Here is a 15,301-nt window from a genome sequence, read left to right as displayed (position 1 = left end):
TTGAATACGCCGGCCCGCGCTGGTTGCGCGAGCCGGCGTCTTGCCCCCCGGAAAACCGGTATGGTTCAGTCGAAGCTGTAAGCCAGTTCGAAATCGCCCCAGCGGCGGCCGTTGATGAAGATGGGCACATAGACGTTGCGGACGACGCGGTAGGATTTGCCGTCATTTTCCTGGCGATACACCGCCATCATATATTCCGCGCCGCTGTGCTTGGCCTTCTGGTCGATGGTGTCGAGGATAATCCGGCCATTGCGGCAGAAGCGCGTATCATGCATTACGTCGCCCGTCGGTGCTTGCGAACATTGCGACAGATGCGTCGGCAGATAACCGTTCATATCGGTACACGCCGCCGCCATCACGCGGTTATCGTCATGCGCCGCTGAATCCAGCACATGGCGCCAATGGTCATGTGCCCAGTCCATCAGGCCGGTACGGTAACGCTTGGGATTGCTGCCCGAAATCTCGCGGTAATTGCTGTCGAACAGCTGATCTGGGTTGAGCTTTCCTGCGGCGATGGCCTCATGCGCCAGACGCTCGACTTCGCGGGCCTTCGCCTTGGCGGCATCCACCATGACGCTGTCCTGCGGTGACAGGCCGGCGTGGACGATACGGTCGAACATTTCGCTCGCCGTCATTTCCAGGTCTTCGATCCGGCTGTGCGCGGCTTCAAGCCGCTGTTCGTTCTCGGTCGCGGCGTGGTCGAAGCTTTCGATCACGGCCTGCACCCGGTCGACGTGTCCGGTCATCATACCGGTGGCACGCGCGATCTGGTCGTTCTGCTGATCGACCTCTTCGACCAACTGGCTGACCCCGGCAATTGTGGCATCAATGCTGGCGACCGAGCTTTTGGCTTCATTAGAAGCCTTCGCACCGGCTTCGATCCGCTCGATCACGGTGGAGGCTTCCGCGCCCAGCGTTTCGATCACATCGGAGATTTCGTCAGTGGCCTTGCGGGTTTCGCCGGCCAGCGTCTTCACCTCATTGGCGACGACTGCAAAGGTGCGGCCTGCATCACCTGCGCGCATCGCCTCGATGGTGGCGTTCAGCGCAAGAATATTGGTGGTTTCGGCAATCTGTTCGATGTCCTTGGAACACCGCTTCACCTGATCCATCGCCGCGGCAAAGCCGGTCACATGGGTGGCCAGCGTTTCGACAAGGTCGAGCAGATTGGTGATTTGCAGCAGTGAGGACTGAATCTGGCTGGTGCCCTGCCCCAGACGCTCGATAGCGCGGGCCGACAGCAGACGCGCTTCGTCGCTGGCTTCGGCAACTTTGCGCTGATCTTTTTCAAGCTCGTGAACCGTGCCCTGCAGTTCGATATGTTCGGCCCGTAGAATGCCCGAACTGTCGATGACAGCTTGAACGATCCCGGCAACATCGGAACAGCCAACGGTAACCTTCCCGCAGCTTTCCGGAATTTGGTCGAGGGCCGATGCGCCCTGGGCATCGATTGCGCTCAATTCCATGTCAGTTAGACCCCTTGTGTCTTTTGGTGATCTGGCCACTAAACAGAAATGGTTATCGCCCGGTTAAATCGCACCGTTTGCATACTCATTGCTCTGGCGTGCCGCGCATCGTCGGATTAGGACACGAGCCATGTTTTTCGATTTTGTAGACGAGCTGCGCGCAGCAGGGATTTCGGCCAGCTTCAAGGAGCACCTCACCCTGCTCGAAGCGCTGGACAGAGACGTTATCGAGCAGACTCCCGAGGCGTTCTATTACCTTTCGCGCGCCACCTTTGTGAAGGATGAGGGGCTGATCGACCGTTTCGACCAGGTCTTTTCCAAGGTCTTCAAGGGCATCCTGTCCGACTACGGCCAGAACCCCGTCGATGTGCCCGAAGACTGGCTGAAAGCGGTCGCCGAAAAATTCCTCAGCCCCGAGGAGATGGAGAAGATCAAGTCGCTGGGTGACTGGGACGAGATCATGGAGACGCTGAAGAAGCGGCTTGAGGAGCAGGAAAAGCGCCATCAGGGCGGCAACAAATGGGTCGGCACCGGCGGCACCAGCCCGTTTGGCAATTCCGGCTACAACCCTGAAGGCGTGCGGATCGGCGGCGAAAGCAAGCACAAGCGTGCGATGAAGGTGTGGGACAAGCGCGAATTCAAGAACCTCGACAACACCCGCGAACTGGGAACGCGCAATATCAAGATGGCGCTGCGCCGCCTGCGCCGCTTTGCCCGAGAAGGTGCGGCGGACGAGCTGGATCTGGATGCTACGATCGACGGGACTGCCAAGCAGGGCTGGCTGGACATCCATATGCGGCCCGAACGGCACAATGCGGTCAAGCTGCTGCTGTTTCTGGATGTCGGCGGGTCGATGGACCCGTTTATCAAGCTGGTCGAAGAGCTGTTCAGCGCCGCGACCGCAGAGTTCAAGAACCTTGAATTCTTCTATTTCCACAACTGCCTTTATGAAGGCGTATGGAAGGACAACAGCCGTCGCTGGCAGGAACGTACCAAGACGTGGGATGTGCTCCACAAATTCGGCCATGACTACAAGATCATCTTCGTCGGTGATGCGGCGATGAGCCCGTATGAGATCACCCATCCCGGCGGCAGCGTCGAACATATGAACGAAGAGGCCGGCGCCACCTGGATGCACCGCGTCACCAACACCTATCCCGCCACCGTCTGGATGAACCCGGTGCCGGAAAAGCAGTGGTCCTATTCACAATCGACCAAAGTGATGAAGCATCTGGTCAATGACCGGATGTATCCGCTGACGCTGGACGGCCTCGATGATGCGATGCGCGAATTGAGCCGCAAGCAGGGCTGAGCGTTTGCGGCACACCCGTTTTGCAGCGATCCGCCAGGGGCTGGAGGCCTTCGATCCCGGCACCGGCTGGCGGCTGTGGCTTTACGAGTTTCTGTTGTTCGGTTTCAAGCAGGCATGGGCGTGTCTGTTTGGCGCGTTGCTGCTGGGCCTGCTGCTGACGACGCATCTGTTCTACCCTCAGGACGCACTGCTGCATCGCTATGATTTCCTGACGCTGGCGGCGATTGCCATTCAGGCGGCGATGCTGGTGTTCAAGCTGGAAACCTGGGCCGAGGCAAAGGTGATCCTGATCTTTCACATCGTTGGCACAGTGATGGAACTGTTCAAGACTGCCGCCGGATCGTGGGTCTATCCAGAGGCCAGCGTGCTGCACATCGGCGCGGTGCCGCTGTTCTCCGGCTTTATGTACGCCAGCGTCGGCAGCTATATCGCGCGGGTCTGGCGGATCTTCGATTTTCGGTTCAGCCGTTATCCCGCGCCGTGGGCAACCTATGTCCTGGCCGCTGCGATCTATGTGAACTTCTTCGCGCATCACTGGCTTCCCGATATCCGGATTGCGCTGTTCGCGGCGGCAGCGCTGCTGTTCTGGCGCACGCGTATCCACTTCCGCAATTGGCGAGAGCATCGCTGGATGCCGCTGATGGTGGGGCAATTGCTGGTCGCCATATTCATCTGGTTTGCCGAGAACATTGCCACTTTTGCCAACGCCTGGAACTATCCCGGACAGGAGGATGCGTGGCAAATGGTGTCGATCACCAAGCTGGGCGCATGGTTCCTGCTGATGATGATCAGCTTTGTATTGGTGGCGGTGGTCCACGGCGTGCGTTCGCCGGAGCGAGACTCGTGTCGGCAGGATGCAAAGGCAGCGTAACCGTGCTAAAGCCGGGCAGGAACTCTGGGAGAGAGTTGATGAAACTACTGACAATTCTGGCCCGCTGTGCACCCCTGCTGCTGTCCGGGACTATGAGTAGCGCGCAGGTTTCAGACGCGCCCACCACGACTATGCGCGAACTGGGCACACCTGATCCCGCAATATGTGCTGACCGGATATATCAGGCACGGCAGGCGAGCGGGCAGCCATCGCTGTTGCAGCGTGAAACCGCCGATCCTGATAATCCGATACTGATCTGGGCTGTCGACCGGCGGCAGGACGGCTGTTCGGTGCTGGTCACAATGGGTGATCCTGATGATTTCCGCCCAATCCCAGTACCGGGCAACGAAACCGAACTTATTCCCGCGCAATAATGGCGGGTTACGCGGTGTCTGGTCTGCCAAAAACCTTGAACAGCGGTGCAAGATGCGCCGCGTAATTGCGCCACCGGCCTGACGAGCGGGCATAGAGCGGCTCGCGCACTTGCCAAGCGCTGGCGGTGCGAACTGTGCCCTCGCCCACATGTGGCTCAAGACACGCGTCTTCGAATGGTAGGCCGAGAAATTCGAGCAATGCGGCAATCTGCGTCTGTGGATCGCTCACCAGTGCATCATAATCCACGGTGTGGACATCGCCGGGATGCAGCGCGCGCCAATGATCAAATAGCCGCTCCTGCTGCGCGTACCAATGCGCTGCACTGTCCAGCGACTGCGCATAATTCATCCGCGGGTCGAGATGCGCGAACAGCACAGACAGGCAATTGTCGAGCGGATTGCGCCGCGTGTGAATGATCTTCGCGGCGGGAAACATCCGTTTGATCAGACCAACATGAAGGAAATTGTCGGGCCGTTTGTCGGTTAGCCCACCCGCAGAGAGGCTTAGCTCAGCAAGCCCCGCCAGATAGCGGTCGCGCAGCGCTGTGCAATCGTCTACCGAAAGCGCCGCAGCACGATCAGGATATGGGGCAAAATCTGCGGCCAGCATCGGGACCAGTTCCAGCTCCCCGCCAGCGGACACCGCACTGTGCGCTGCCAGCACCCGTTCTGCCAGCGTGGAGCCGGAGCGGAACATCCCGCAAATGAAGATCGGCGCTGCAGTGTCATCGGGAGCAGCGGGGTGCGCCGTGCCAAACACCGCTATCACCCGGTCCACAAACCGCTCTTGCGCCGCAGGATCATACGCACTGCCCGCTAGACCCGCACTCGCTGTATTGGCGGCGAGATAGGCGGAAAAAGCATCATCATAGCTCCCCGCCTGATCCAGCGCCCGGCCAAGCGCAAAGCCGATATCGGCCCGCTCCAGCGGCGGTAAATCGCTGCGCAGCAGCATGGCTTGCAGTTGCCGGATGATAACGTGATCATCGCTGTCAAATTGCGTCACTTCGGCAAGCCGCATCAGCGCCACCGGATTGCCCGGCTCAATCGCATGAGCGCGCGCGTACGCAGCCTCCGCCTCGGCCCGTGCGCCGTGATCCTCGTGCAGATTGCCCAGATTGATTAGTGCAGGCACAAAATTTGGCGCAAGCGAAAGCGCGCGTTCCAAGTCTGCCCGTGCCGCCTCGGGATCGAGCAAATCATCCGCATGGATTACCGCACGATTGAGATGAACCTCTTCCGGCCCGGCAATCCCGCGCTGTAAAGCTTCGTCATAACTCGCCAATGCGTCAGTGAACTGCCGTGCCCGCCGCTGCACCAGCGCCAGATTGAACCAGTCGTCAGGCCGGTTCGGATCGGCCGACAACAGTGAGCGGAACGCGGAAATTGCAGCTGCGGGATCAGGCGATCCAAATGCCCCACGCGCCCGTGCTGCCAAATCGGCAATCGTATCGCTCACCGCGCCACCGCCTTAATAGCGCAGGTGGTCAGCCACCGTCTCGCGCCAGGCGGCTTCGTCTGCATCAGCTATCATGTCGAGATCGCCTACCACTGCCTCGGCATCATCGACCCATTCCCGCAAGGATGGGCCGCCGTTAATCACATCGATGGCCAGCCTGTCGAACTCATACTCATAGGGAAAATCGCGCCACAGCGGATAGTCGGGATACAACGCTCTGATCGCTTTGAACGCCAGCGCCTGTACCCGCCAGGGACGGAATTCATGGTGATCGTAGAACTCACCTTCTGCGTGGATCATCAAGCCATTACACAGAGTTCCTGCGTGCTTGTGGAAAGTCGGCTCGAACCAGGTTTCACGCAAAGCGCAGCCGCGCAGCCATGACGGGGCGAGGCGCTGCATCTCGGCATGGACCGCCTTGGCATCGACATCAGGCGCGCCGAACAGCACCTCCAAGGGACGCGTTGTGCCGCGCGCTTCGGACAGCGTGGTGCCTTCCAGCATTACCGTACCGGCATAGGCGCGCGCCATGTTGATGCTGGCCGCGTTGGGGCTGGGGTTAATCCACACCCGGCTTTCCGGCCAACCATATCCGGGCGGATGTCCCGGCCGCCAATCGACCATTTCGATGACCTTATAGGCTACATCCAGCTTGAAATGTTCGATAAACCACGTGCCCATTTCGCCCATAGTAAGGCCGTGCCGCATGGGCATGGGCGCGGCGCCGACGAAGCTTTCCTGTCCTGGCACCAGCAGCGTACCCTCAACCGGGCCGCCAGCAGGATTGGGCCGGTCGAGCACCCACACTTCCTTACCCGCCTTCGCCGCTTCCTCCAGCAAATACAGCAAAGTTGTTACGAAGGTGTAGATGCGGCAGCCAAGGTCTTGTAAATCAAACAGGAACACGTCGGCTGTGGACATCATCTGACCGCTCGGGCGGCGCACTTCGCCATAGAGGCTAAAGATCGGAATGCCGTAATGTGGATCGGTTTCGTCCGCAGTTTCGACCATATTGTCCTGCTTGTCGCCTTTCAGCCCGTGCTGCGGGCCAAACGCGGCGGTGACATTCACGCCGCGTTCGATCAGCGCGTCGAGAGAATGGGTCAGCCGGGCAGTAACGGATGCCGGATGCGCCACCAGACCCACGCGCTTGCCTTCCAGCGGCTTGCGTAGTTTCTCCTCGGTGAGGAGACGATCTATCCCGAATTTCATGTCGGCCCCAGTGTCATGCCGGGATGGGTGCCGCAAGCTGCGCGGTGAAGCAAGCGGGATCGTGGAAGTCGGGTGCACGGTCTGGCTGGCACAGTGCCCAGTAACTGGTTGCGCCGCCGGTTTCCTCCAGTACGCAGCTGAGCCCCATGGCGCAATCTGCATCGGGCAGGCCTGCAGCCGGGATCGCGGCATCAAAGATTGCGAAACTGCTGCCCTGACGCATGGTACAGGATGGTTCGGGCGGAAACGGGCGTTCACGCATCCCCTCACGGTAGCTGTCGAAATCATAGGCGGCCCAGCGTTCCGAAGGGCTGAGATTCAGCTCGCAATAACCCTCGCCGCCCTGAGGTTTGAGGAACAGTTCAAAGCAGGTGCTGCGCCACAGCTCGTCCGCCCTGCCCCGCCCGGCAAATGGCGGCACCACCAGCGCGCCGCCACCAGCAATGCGCCAACGCAGCCGCAGCCATTTGGCATCGCGCCCGATGATGCGCGCCTCCACCCCGGTAACCCGCGACGCGGGATGCGCCGGATGCGCGATCAGTTCATGCGTTTGCATCCGTTCATCCTCATGCTAGCGGGCGCTTATCATGAGCACCTACCAGTCCAATCTCCTGCGCCTACTCGACGAGCGTGGCTATCTTCATCAGCTTACCGATGCCGAAGGTCTCGACACGCTTGCCAGCAAGCAGGTTGTGCCGGGCTATATCGGGTTCGATGCCACTGCGCCAAGCCTGCATATCGGCAGTCTGGTACAAATCATGATGCTGCGCCGTCTGCAACAGACCGGGCACAAGCCGATTGTGGTGATGGGCGGCGGGACGACCAAGGTGGGCGACCCCAGCGGCAAGGACAAATCGCGGCAAATGCTGACCAGCGAGGCAATCCAGCAAAACATTGCATCGATCCGTACTGTGTTCGAACGGCTGCTGACCTTTGGCGATGGCCCCACCGATGCCGTGCTTGTCGATAATGACGAATGGCTCAGCCAGCTTGGCTATATCGAATTGCTGCGCACGGTCGGACCGCATTTCACGGTCAACCGGATGCTGACCTTCGATTCGGTGAAGCTGCGGCTCGACCGCGAACAACCGCTGACCTTTCTCGAATTCAACTACATGATCCTGCAGGCTTATGATTTCCGCGAGCTCGCGCAGCGTTATGCGTGCCGTCTCCAAATGGGCGGCAGTGACCAGTGGGGTAATATCGTTAACGGGATGGAGCTTGGCCGCCGTATGGACGGGTATGAACTGTTCGGCCTGACCACCGCACTGCTGACCACAGCGGACGGAGCCAAGATGGGCAAGACCGCTGCGGGCGCGGTCTGGCTGAACGAGGCGCAGCTGCCCAATTACGATTTCTGGCAATATTGGCGCAACACTGATGACCGTGATGTGGGCCGTTTCCTGCGGCTGTTCACCGACTTGCCGCTGGACGAGATCGCGCGGCTGGAGGCGCTGGAAGGCTCTGCCATCAATGATGCCAAAGCCGTCCTTGCCAATGAAGTGACGAAACTGGTGCGCGGGGAAGATGCGGCGAAGCTTGCTGAACAGACTGCGCAAGCGACCTTTGCCGGCGGCGGATTGGGCGAGGATTTGCCCACGCTGTCACTGGGGGCCGAAGGCATGCGGATTGGCGCAGTGCTAACCGCGCTAGGCTTCACCGCATCGAACGGCGAGGCCAAGCGCAAGCTGGCCGAAGGTGCGGTCAAGCTGGATGGCCAGCCGGTCAGCGACCCGGGCCAGCTCATCACTTTGGCCGTCGGGGACGAAGCGAAATTGAGCCTGGGCAAAAAGAAGCATGCGATATTGCGCCCCTGAAACGCGACAGTTCGCAACAATTCTTATAATTCCTGACCTTCGGGTTTACTAAATTTCAGCCTTTATTGTGCATCACTGTGTTCACCAGACATTATCAGGGATCGTTCTGCATGAGCGCCGGAGCACAACTCAGCGTAACCGACCAGCGGCGCATGGCGCGCCACCCTGTCGATCACCCCGTGATCGCAGAACATTTTGGTCGCGGCGATTTGCGGATGCATATCGCCAATATCTCGGCCAATGGCTTTATGATCGACGACGCGCACGAACTGTCGCGCGGCGAGCGGGTGATTATTCGCCTGCCCGTTGTGGGACGGATTGAAGCCTATTGCATCTGGACCCGCGACAACCGCGCCGGTTTCCAGTTTGAACGGATTGTCCGTGTCGACGACTTCCTGTCGCTGATCGACACGCTGCAACCCAACCCACGGCTGCGCAAACTGCGCTGATCCGCAACAACAGCTTTTAAATCGCAAAGCAGGCGCGTCTTCACAACCGAAGGCGCGCCTGTCATGCGTCGGCGCGTGACGATTCCCGCTGCGCCCTCCCCTGCCGGGACCGAACCCACCAGCCCGCTGGTCATTCCCGACTTCCGCCGATTCTGGACTGCACGCTTCATTGCCGTTGCTGCCACGCTGTCGATGGTGGTGCTGATCGGCTATCAGGCATACGATCTGGCGCGCAGCGATTATGGTTACAGCCGGTCGGAAGGTGCGTTTCTGCTGGGCCTGCTGGGGCTGGCGCAATTTATCCCGCTGTTCGTGCTGACCCCGGTGGCCGGATGGGCCGCGGATCGCTTTGACCGGCGCCATGTCGCCGCAATGGGCAATCTGACCGACTGCACAATCACTATTGCCCTGACCGTGATGACGTATCTGGGTGCACTGACATTGCCGATATTGTTCGCACTGGCGGCTTTGCATGGCGGGGCACGGGTGTTCCTTGGCCCGGCGATGAGTTCCATTGCACCCAACATCGTGCCTTTGCGCCTGCTCCCGCGCGCCATCGCTCTGTCGAGCATTGCCTGGCAGGGCGCGACCGTGATGGGCCCGGCAGTGGGCGGGTTCCTGTTTGCCGAGGCGCAATGGCTGCCGCACGCGCTCTCAGCCGCGCTTCTGATCGGGTCAGCAGCGCTGATCCTGTCGATCCGCCCAATCCGTGCCGAGCAGGATGCTGAACCCAAGCACCCGGTCCGCCAAATGGTGGAAGGCGCGCAATATACCTGGCGTCAGCGCTTCCTGCTGGGCTGCGTCACACTGGATCTGTTAGCCGTGCTGCTGGGCGGCGCGACGGCCATGCTGCCGGTGTTCGCGCGTGACATATTGATGGTCGGGCCGGAAGGGCTTGGCATCATGCGCGGCGCGCCTGCTCTGGGGGCGTCAGTGGTTGCGGCATGGATGGCGTGGCGTCCGCTGGAACGCAAAGTCGGCTCCAAAATGCTGTGGTCCGTGGTGGGCTTTGGCGCGGCGACGATCGGCTTCGGGCTCAGCCGCGATTACACAGTGTCGATCATCATGCTGGTGCTGCTGGGCGCTTTCGACATGATCTCGGTCTTTATCCGGTCCAGCCTTGTCCAGCTCAACACGCCGGACCGGATGCGCGGGAGGGTTTCGTCGATTTCCGGCCTCGCAATCTCGGCCTCAAACGAGCTGGGCGAGATGCAATCGGGGCTGGCGGCTGCCTTCCTTGGTGCAGCCGGGGCGGTTGTGTTCGGCGGCGCGGGGGCCATATTAGTGACCGCGATCTGGGCCGTGCTCTTCCCGCAATTGCGCCAAGCCGATACCTTCGCACCCGAATTCCTCGACGAATCCCCCAAGGAGGCCAGTCCATGAAAGCCGAATCCGTCCTCGCCACTATCGGCGGCACCCCGCATATCCGCCTCGCCCGCATGTTCCCCGACCATGAGGTCTGGGTGAAGAGCGAGCGCAGCAATCCCGGTGGTTCGATCAAGGACCGCATCGGCCTTGCCATGGTCGAGGATGCCGAACGCTCCGGCGCGCTGAAGCCCGGCGGTACGATTATTGAACCGACCAGCGGCAATACCGGCATCGGTCTGGCTATGGTGGCCGCGGTGAAGGGCTATGATCTGGTTCTGGTGATGCCGGAAAGCATGAGCATCGAGCGCCGCCGCCTGATGCTGGCCTATGGCGCGCGCTTCGACCTGACGCCCAAGGAAAAGGGCATGAAGGGCGCAATCGAGCGCGCGCAGGAACTGGTCGGCAAGACCGATGGCGCGTGGATGCCCAGCCAGTTTGATAACGAGGCCAACTTCAAGATTCACATGCGCACCACCGCGCAGGAAATTTTGAGCGATTTCGCAGACACCCCCATCGATGTGATGATAACCGGCGTGGGCACCGGCGGCCATCTGACCGGCTGTGCCGAAGAATTGAAGAAGACCTGGACTGGCATGAAAGCCTTTGCGGTTGAGCCGGAATTGTCGCCGGTGATTTCCGGCGGACAGCCCGGCCCGCATCCGATTCAGGGCATTGGCGCGGGCTTCCTGCCCGGTAATCTGCACACGCAGGCGATTGATGGCGCGATCCAGGTCGATGCGGCGGACGCCAAGGACATGGCGCGCCGATGCGCCACCGAGGAAGGGCTGCTGGTCGGCATTTCCAGCGGGGCGACACTTGCGGCCATTGCCAAGAAACTGCCCGAACTGGCACCCGACGCCCGCATTCTGGGCTTCAATTACGATACGGGTGAGCGGTATCTGTCAGTGCCCGATTTCCTGCCAGAGAGCTGAAGCGGAACCTATTGAGGTTCTGTCACTTTCCTAAGCATGGTATTCGATACGTTGCATGGAGAGACCGTTTCTCCCGATGAGTTCATAGCGCAGATCAAAGCGCCCGAATTTCCGTGCGTCGGCGCGAAGTCTGCGGCTGCGCGCGGCAATCTCAAGATTGTCCGTGCCCGAGACATCACCAGCGGGTGGAATGATCTCGATATCCACCGCGAACTTTTAAACTGGGCCGATGAGTATGACGGCAAGGACAGCAATCTGCGCAGCCTTGTAGTGCTGTTCGATGGCCCCACCACGCTGAGTGAGACGGCGTTCGAAAAGGCTATGTGGGAGCGGCTGCAATCTTTCGCCGCCAAGGACGCATGGCTGGGCGAGGATTTCGCGTCATCGGTCAGCGCTGATCCCGACGATCCGCACTTCTCTGTCAGCTTTGGCGGCGAGGCATATTTCGTGGTCGGCCTGCACCCGCGCGCATCACGGCCCGCAAGGCGCTTTGCCGCGCCGGCAATGGTGTTCAATCTGCATGACCAGTTTGAAAAGCTGCGCGCGCAGGGCCGCTATGACCGGATGCGCGAAACGATCATCGAACGCGATATCGCCATTGCTGGTACTATCAATCCAATGTTGGCCCAGCACGGCGAAGTCAGCGCCGCACGCCAGTTCAGCGGCCGTGCGGTTGGTGATGACTGGAAATGCCCGTTTCAGGATCCCCGCGCGTGAGCGATTTCACCGTTATCCCACCGCGTAGTGGGGCAGCCTTCCGACTTCCCGCAGGAAAGACGCTGACTGTCGTCGATCCCGAAGGTCATCAAGTCGCCGATTTGCTGGCTTATTCCGCTGACGATGTGCGCGAAGTCATCTCTAATGGCCGGACATTCGATTACGAGGAAACCATTGCGCTGACGGCGGGTCACCGGCTGTGGTCGAACCGGTCGCGCGCCATGCTCTCGATCACCGAGGATACGGTAGGCCGGCACGATTTTCTGCTGACCCCCTGCAGCGAAGCAACTTTCCGCCATTTCTATGCCGACAAGCCAGTCCATCGCGGCTGCTTTGGCAATCTGGCCGAAGCACTTGAGCCTTTTGGCATCGGGCCGGACGATATTCCGACCGCATTCAATCTGTTCATGAACGTTCCGGTCGATGGCTCCAGCGGCAAACTGCGTGTGCTCCCACCAACCAGCAAACCGGGCGACCGTATCGAACTGCGCGCCGAGATTGATTGCATCATCGGACTAACGGCTTGTTCCGCCTACGATTCCAACGGCGGCAGCTTCAAACCCATCCATTACGCGATCACATAGTTGGACACGTTCGCTGCCCGGGCACGGATCGGGCTTACCTATTTGTGGGGACACCGCCGCCTCCCCGCTTTGGAAAACCCGCGCCGCTTCACCGAACTCGTCCAGTGGCGCAAGCTGCATGAGGGCGGGCAGGAGCAAGCTGTCTTGATGGACAAGGTAACTTCAAAGGCTCTGGTGCAGGGACGTCTGGGCCGCGACTGGGTAATCCCGACAGCATGGCACGGGGATAGACTGCCGGAGCAGCAGCCATTCGCCTGTCCTGCGATCATGAAGGCGCGGCATGGTTGCAACCAGAACGTTGTTTTGCGGCATCAGCCCGACAGTCGCGAGTGGCAGGCCTTGCGGGCATTGGGCGAAAAATGGACGGCCAAACCCTACGGCACATGGCTGGATGAAAGTGCGTATCGCGACACCACACGCGGTCTGATCGCAGAGCCTTTGCTTGGCGATAGCATCACCTTGCCGCTTGATTACAAGATCTATGTTTTCGGCGGGCGCGCCACTCATGTGCAAGTGCATCTGGGCCGCGCTGGCAGGCACCGCTGGATCCTGCATGACCGCGATTGGCGCCAATTGGTGCCCGGCAATGATCGGCCCACAGCGCCAGAAAGCCTGTCCGCAATGCTTGATGCTGCAGAACAACTCGCTGCCGGACACAGTTTCCTGCGAGTGGATTTCTATGAGATCGACAGACAGCCGCTATTCGGCGAGTTTTGCCTGTATCCCGGATCGGGTCTCGATCCGTTTGCTGCGGACTGGATTGACTTTGAATTGGGCGATCTGTGGCGAGCGGCGCTGGGTGGGCGCCCAGTGGAAGTGGCTGGCGCTATACCGCCGCAAATCGCCGCCGCCTGACAGCTCTTATCCGCAAATGAAACGGGGCGTTTTCCGTAGGAAGACGCCCCGCACCAGTGTCACCTTAATCCACTAAGATCAGGCGGCGGTTGCGAAGGCCTCTTCGCCCAGCGCCATCATATTGTCGCTGCCTGCTTCCAGCTTGCGGCGCAGCGCGCCTGCGTCGGGCAGGAAGCGTTCGGCGTAGTACCGCGCCGTGGCGATCTTCGCCTCGTAAAACGCCTTGTCATCAGGCAAACCGGCCAGATTTTCCTGGGCGATTTTCGCCATACGCAGCCACATCAGGCCCAGCGTGGTAATGCCCATGATGTGCATATAGTGATGCGCGCCGGCCCCCAGATGGTTGGGGTTGGCCATCGCGTTCTGCATAAACCACATGGTGGCAGCCTGCTGTTCGCCCAACGCCTTTTCCAGCTTCTCGGCAATCGGGCCGAGCGTTTCGTCGCCCTTGGCCGCTGCGCATTCCTCGCCAACCATCTTGAAGAAGGCCTGGATTGCCGCGCCGCCCTTGCTGCCCAGTTTGCGGCCGCACAGATCCATCGCCTGCACACCATTGGTGCCTTCGTAGATCTGGGCGATGCGGGCGTCACGAACGAACTGGTCCATGCCCCATTCCCGGATGTAGCCGTGACCGCCAAAGACCTGCTGCATATTTACGGCAACATCGAAGCCCTTGTCAGTGCCATACCCCTTGATGACCGGGGTCAGCAGTCCAATCATCTGATCGGCCTCAGCGCGGGCTTCTTCGGTCGCGGCCTTGTGCGTCAGATCGACCAGTAGCGCGCCCCACAGCGCCAGTGCGCGCATGCCTTCGTTGAAAGCCTTACCGTCCATCAGCATCCGGCGAACATCGGGGTGCACGAAGATTGGATCGGCCTGAGCCTCAGGCTCCGCCGGGCCGGTCAAAGCCCTGCCCTGACGGCGATCCAGCGCGTAAGCCACGGCGTTCTGGTAAGCGACTTCGGACTGTGAATAGCCCTGAATGCCAACGCCAAGCCTCGCGGCATTCATCATGATGAACATCGCGGCGAGGCCCTTGTTCTCCTCGCCAACCATCCAGCCTGTTGCGCCGTCATAGTTGAGCACGCAGGTCGAATTGCCGTGAATGCCCATCTTATGTTCGATCGAGCCGCAGGACACGCCATTGCGATCGCCCAGCGAGCCATCGTCATTGACCAGCACCTTGGGCACCACGAACAGCGAAATGCCCTTCGTACTGTCAGGCGCGCCGGGGGTCTTGGCCAGCACCAGATGGATTATGTTGTCGGTCAGATCATGCTCGCCTGCCGAGATGAAAATCTTGGTCCCGGTGATCGCATAGCTGCCATCGCCATTGGGCTGCGCCTTGGTGCGGATCATGCCCAGATCGGTGCCGCAATGCGGCTCGGTCAAATTCATCGTGCCGAGCCATTCATTGGCGATCATCTTGGGCAGATAGAGCGCCTTCTGCTCGTCCGAACCCTTGGCGATCAAAGCCGAAACCGCGCCATTGGTCAGGCCCGGATACATACCGAACGCCTGATTGGCTGATGAGATGAACTCCTCAACCGCAAAGCCCAACACATGAGGCATACCCTGCCCGCCAAATTCTTCCGGAGCCGAGATTGTGCCCCAACCCGATTCTACGAACTGGTCGAACGCCGCCTTGAAACCCGGAGGGGTGGTTACCGAACCATCTTCATTGCGCGTGCAGCCATGCTCGTCACCAGCTTGGTTGATCGCCGCCAGAACCTCGGAGCAGAACTTGCCTGCCTCGTTAATGACTGTGTCGATCATGTCGGGCGTGGCGCTTTGAAAGCCGGGCAGATCGCCATAGCTCGCAAGGTCGAGCAGCTCGTTGACGATGAAACGGGTGTCACGTGTGGGTGCGGTGTAGCTGGGCATC

15 protein-coding genes are annotated in these 15,301 nt (G+C 60.3%); 10 read left to right on the top strand and 5 right to left on the bottom strand.

Going from position 1 to position 15,301, the window contains the following annotated elements; translation table 11 throughout:
• Window positions 1–65 precede the first annotated feature (65 nt).
• Window positions 66–1,466 (bottom strand): methyl-accepting chemotaxis protein, encoded by a 1,401-nt coding sequence (locus FEV51_RS01375; RefSeq protein WP_138615439.1) that lies wholly within the window; start codon window positions 1,464–1,466, stop codon window positions 66–68.
• Between the two features lie 130 nt (window positions 1,467–1,596).
• On the opposite strand from FEV51_RS01375, the gene FEV51_RS01370 reads away from it, so the two are divergent.
• Genes FEV51_RS01370 through FEV51_RS01360 form a run of 3 tightly spaced genes read left to right on the top strand, consistent with a single transcriptional unit; the run spans window position 1,597 to window position 4,023 of the window.
• Complete coding sequence (locus tag FEV51_RS01370; RefSeq protein ID WP_138615438.1) at window positions 1,597–2,778, top strand: vWA domain-containing protein; 1,182 nt, start codon at window positions 1,597–1,599, stop codon at window positions 2,776–2,778.
• A 4-nt stretch (window positions 2,779–2,782) separates the two neighbouring features.
• The gene (locus FEV51_RS01365; protein ID WP_138615437.1) at window positions 2,783–3,649 is read left to right on the top strand and encodes a DUF817 domain-containing protein; all 867 of its coding nucleotides are present in this window, start codon (window positions 2,783–2,785) and stop codon (window positions 3,647–3,649) included.
• A 38-nt stretch (window positions 3,650–3,687) separates the two neighbouring features.
• The gene (locus FEV51_RS01360) at window positions 3,688–4,023 is read left to right on the top strand and encodes a hypothetical protein (RefSeq protein WP_138615436.1); all 336 of its coding nucleotides are present in this window, start codon (window positions 3,688–3,690) and stop codon (window positions 4,021–4,023) included.
• Window positions 4,024–4,030: 7 nt separating this feature from the next.
• Here the strand turns inward: FEV51_RS01360 and FEV51_RS01355 are convergent, their stop codons facing one another.
• Genes FEV51_RS01355 through FEV51_RS01345 form a run of 3 tightly spaced genes read right to left on the bottom strand, consistent with a single transcriptional unit; the run spans window position 4,031 to window position 7,250 of the window.
• A complete protein-coding gene (locus FEV51_RS01355) occupies window positions 4,031–5,482 on the bottom strand; it encodes a tetratricopeptide repeat-containing sulfotransferase family protein (RefSeq protein WP_138615435.1) in 1,452 nt (483 codons plus the stop codon).
• A gap of 12 nt (window positions 5,483–5,494) precedes the next feature.
• Window positions 5,495–6,694 carry an exo-beta-N-acetylmuramidase NamZ family protein gene (locus FEV51_RS01350; protein ID WP_138615434.1) on the bottom strand — a complete coding sequence of 400 codons (1,200 nt, stop codon included), beginning with the start codon at window positions 6,692–6,694 and terminating at the stop codon, window positions 5,495–5,497.
• A gap of 13 nt (window positions 6,695–6,707) precedes the next feature.
• On the bottom strand, window positions 6,708–7,250 hold the full coding sequence (locus tag FEV51_RS01345; RefSeq protein ID WP_138615433.1) for a DOMON-like domain-containing protein: 543 nt from the start codon (window positions 7,248–7,250) through the stop codon (window positions 6,708–6,710).
• A gap of 31 nt (window positions 7,251–7,281) precedes the next feature.
• Between FEV51_RS01345 and tyrS the strand changes: the two genes are divergently transcribed.
• From tyrS to FEV51_RS01310, 7 genes are all read left to right on the top strand, one after another.
• Window positions 7,282–8,511: a tyrosine--tRNA ligase gene (gene tyrS / locus FEV51_RS01340; protein WP_138615432.1), complete on the top strand. Its 1,230-nt coding sequence runs from the start codon at window positions 7,282–7,284 to the stop codon at window positions 8,509–8,511.
• A gap of 110 nt (window positions 8,512–8,621) precedes the next feature.
• Window positions 8,622–8,960 carry a PilZ domain-containing protein gene (locus FEV51_RS01335; protein ID WP_138615431.1) on the top strand — a complete coding sequence of 113 codons (339 nt, stop codon included), beginning with the start codon at window positions 8,622–8,624 and terminating at the stop codon, window positions 8,958–8,960.
• Between the two features lie 63 nt (window positions 8,961–9,023).
• Window positions 9,024–10,343, top strand: coding sequence for an MFS transporter (locus tag FEV51_RS01330; RefSeq protein ID WP_138615430.1), 1,320 nt, complete (start codon window positions 9,024–9,026; stop codon window positions 10,341–10,343).
• Complete coding sequence (cysK, locus tag FEV51_RS01325) at window positions 10,340–11,260, top strand: cysteine synthase A (RefSeq protein ID WP_138615429.1); 921 nt, start codon at window positions 10,340–10,342, stop codon at window positions 11,258–11,260. The genes FEV51_RS01330 and cysK overlap by 4 nt, the downstream gene beginning before the upstream one ends.
• 36 nt (window positions 11,261–11,296) lie before the next feature.
• The gene (gene gntA, locus FEV51_RS01320) at window positions 11,297–11,977 is read left to right on the top strand and encodes a guanitoxin biosynthesis heme-dependent pre-guanitoxin N-hydroxylase GntA (RefSeq protein WP_138615428.1); all 681 of its coding nucleotides are present in this window, start codon (window positions 11,297–11,299) and stop codon (window positions 11,975–11,977) included.
• Entirely contained in the window at window positions 11,950–12,561 is a 612-nt protein-coding gene (locus FEV51_RS01315; protein WP_138615427.1) for a DUF1989 domain-containing protein, read from the top strand. Before gntA ends, FEV51_RS01315 begins: the two co-directional genes overlap by 28 nt.
• Window positions 12,562–13,416, top strand: coding sequence for an ATP-grasp fold amidoligase family protein (locus FEV51_RS01310; RefSeq protein ID WP_246034385.1), 855 nt, complete (start codon window positions 12,562–12,564; stop codon window positions 13,414–13,416).
• A gap of 78 nt (window positions 13,417–13,494) precedes the next feature.
• On the opposite strand, the gene FEV51_RS01305 is transcribed toward FEV51_RS01310, so the two are convergent.
• The gene (locus FEV51_RS01305) at window positions 13,495–15,300 is read right to left on the bottom strand and encodes an acyl-CoA dehydrogenase C-terminal domain-containing protein (RefSeq protein ID WP_138615426.1); all 1,806 of its coding nucleotides are present in this window, start codon (window positions 15,298–15,300) and stop codon (window positions 13,495–13,497) included.
• Window position 15,301 lies beyond the last annotated feature (1 nt).

Source organism: Qipengyuania marisflavi, from assembly GCF_005884405.1.
GTDB classification, from domain to species: domain Bacteria; phylum Pseudomonadota; class Alphaproteobacteria; order Sphingomonadales; family Sphingomonadaceae; genus Qipengyuania; species Qipengyuania marisflavi.
This window is presented reverse-complemented; position numbering and strand designations above follow the sequence as displayed.

Excerpts from the sequence above, each read along its gene's own strand:
- gntA (WP_138615428.1), top strand. The coding sequence starts at position 11,297 with ATGGTATTCGATACGTTGCATGGAGAGACCGTTTCTCCCGATGAGTTC.
- FEV51_RS01315 (WP_138615427.1), top strand. The coding sequence starts at position 11,950 with ATGCCCGTTTCAGGATCCCCGCGCGTGAGCGATTTCACCGTTATCCCA.
- cysK (WP_138615429.1), top strand. The coding sequence starts at position 10,340 with ATGAAAGCCGAATCCGTCCTCGCCACTATCGGCGGCACCCCGCATATC.
- FEV51_RS01330 (WP_138615430.1), top strand. The coding sequence starts at position 9,024 with ATGCGTCGGCGCGTGACGATTCCCGCTGCGCCCTCCCCTGCCGGGACC.
- FEV51_RS01335 (WP_138615431.1), top strand. The coding sequence starts at position 8,622 with ATGAGCGCCGGAGCACAACTCAGCGTAACCGACCAGCGGCGCATGGCG.
- tyrS (WP_138615432.1), top strand. The coding sequence starts at position 7,282 with ATGAGCACCTACCAGTCCAATCTCCTGCGCCTACTCGACGAGCGTGGC.
- FEV51_RS01305 (WP_138615426.1), bottom strand. The coding sequence starts at position 15,300 with ATGCCCAGCTACACCGCACCCACACGTGACACCCGTTTCATCGTCAAC.
- FEV51_RS01375 (WP_138615439.1), bottom strand. The coding sequence starts at position 1,466 with ATGGAATTGAGCGCAATCGATGCCCAGGGCGCATCGGCCCTCGACCAA.
- FEV51_RS01360 (WP_138615436.1), top strand. The coding sequence starts at position 3,688 with ATGAAACTACTGACAATTCTGGCCCGCTGTGCACCCCTGCTGCTGTCC.
- FEV51_RS01370 (WP_138615438.1), top strand. The coding sequence starts at position 1,597 with ATGTTTTTCGATTTTGTAGACGAGCTGCGCGCAGCAGGGATTTCGGCC.
- FEV51_RS01350 (WP_138615434.1), bottom strand. The coding sequence starts at position 6,694 with ATGAAATTCGGGATAGATCGTCTCCTCACCGAGGAGAAACTACGCAAG.
- FEV51_RS01345 (WP_138615433.1), bottom strand. The coding sequence starts at position 7,250 with ATGCAAACGCATGAACTGATCGCGCATCCGGCGCATCCCGCGTCGCGG.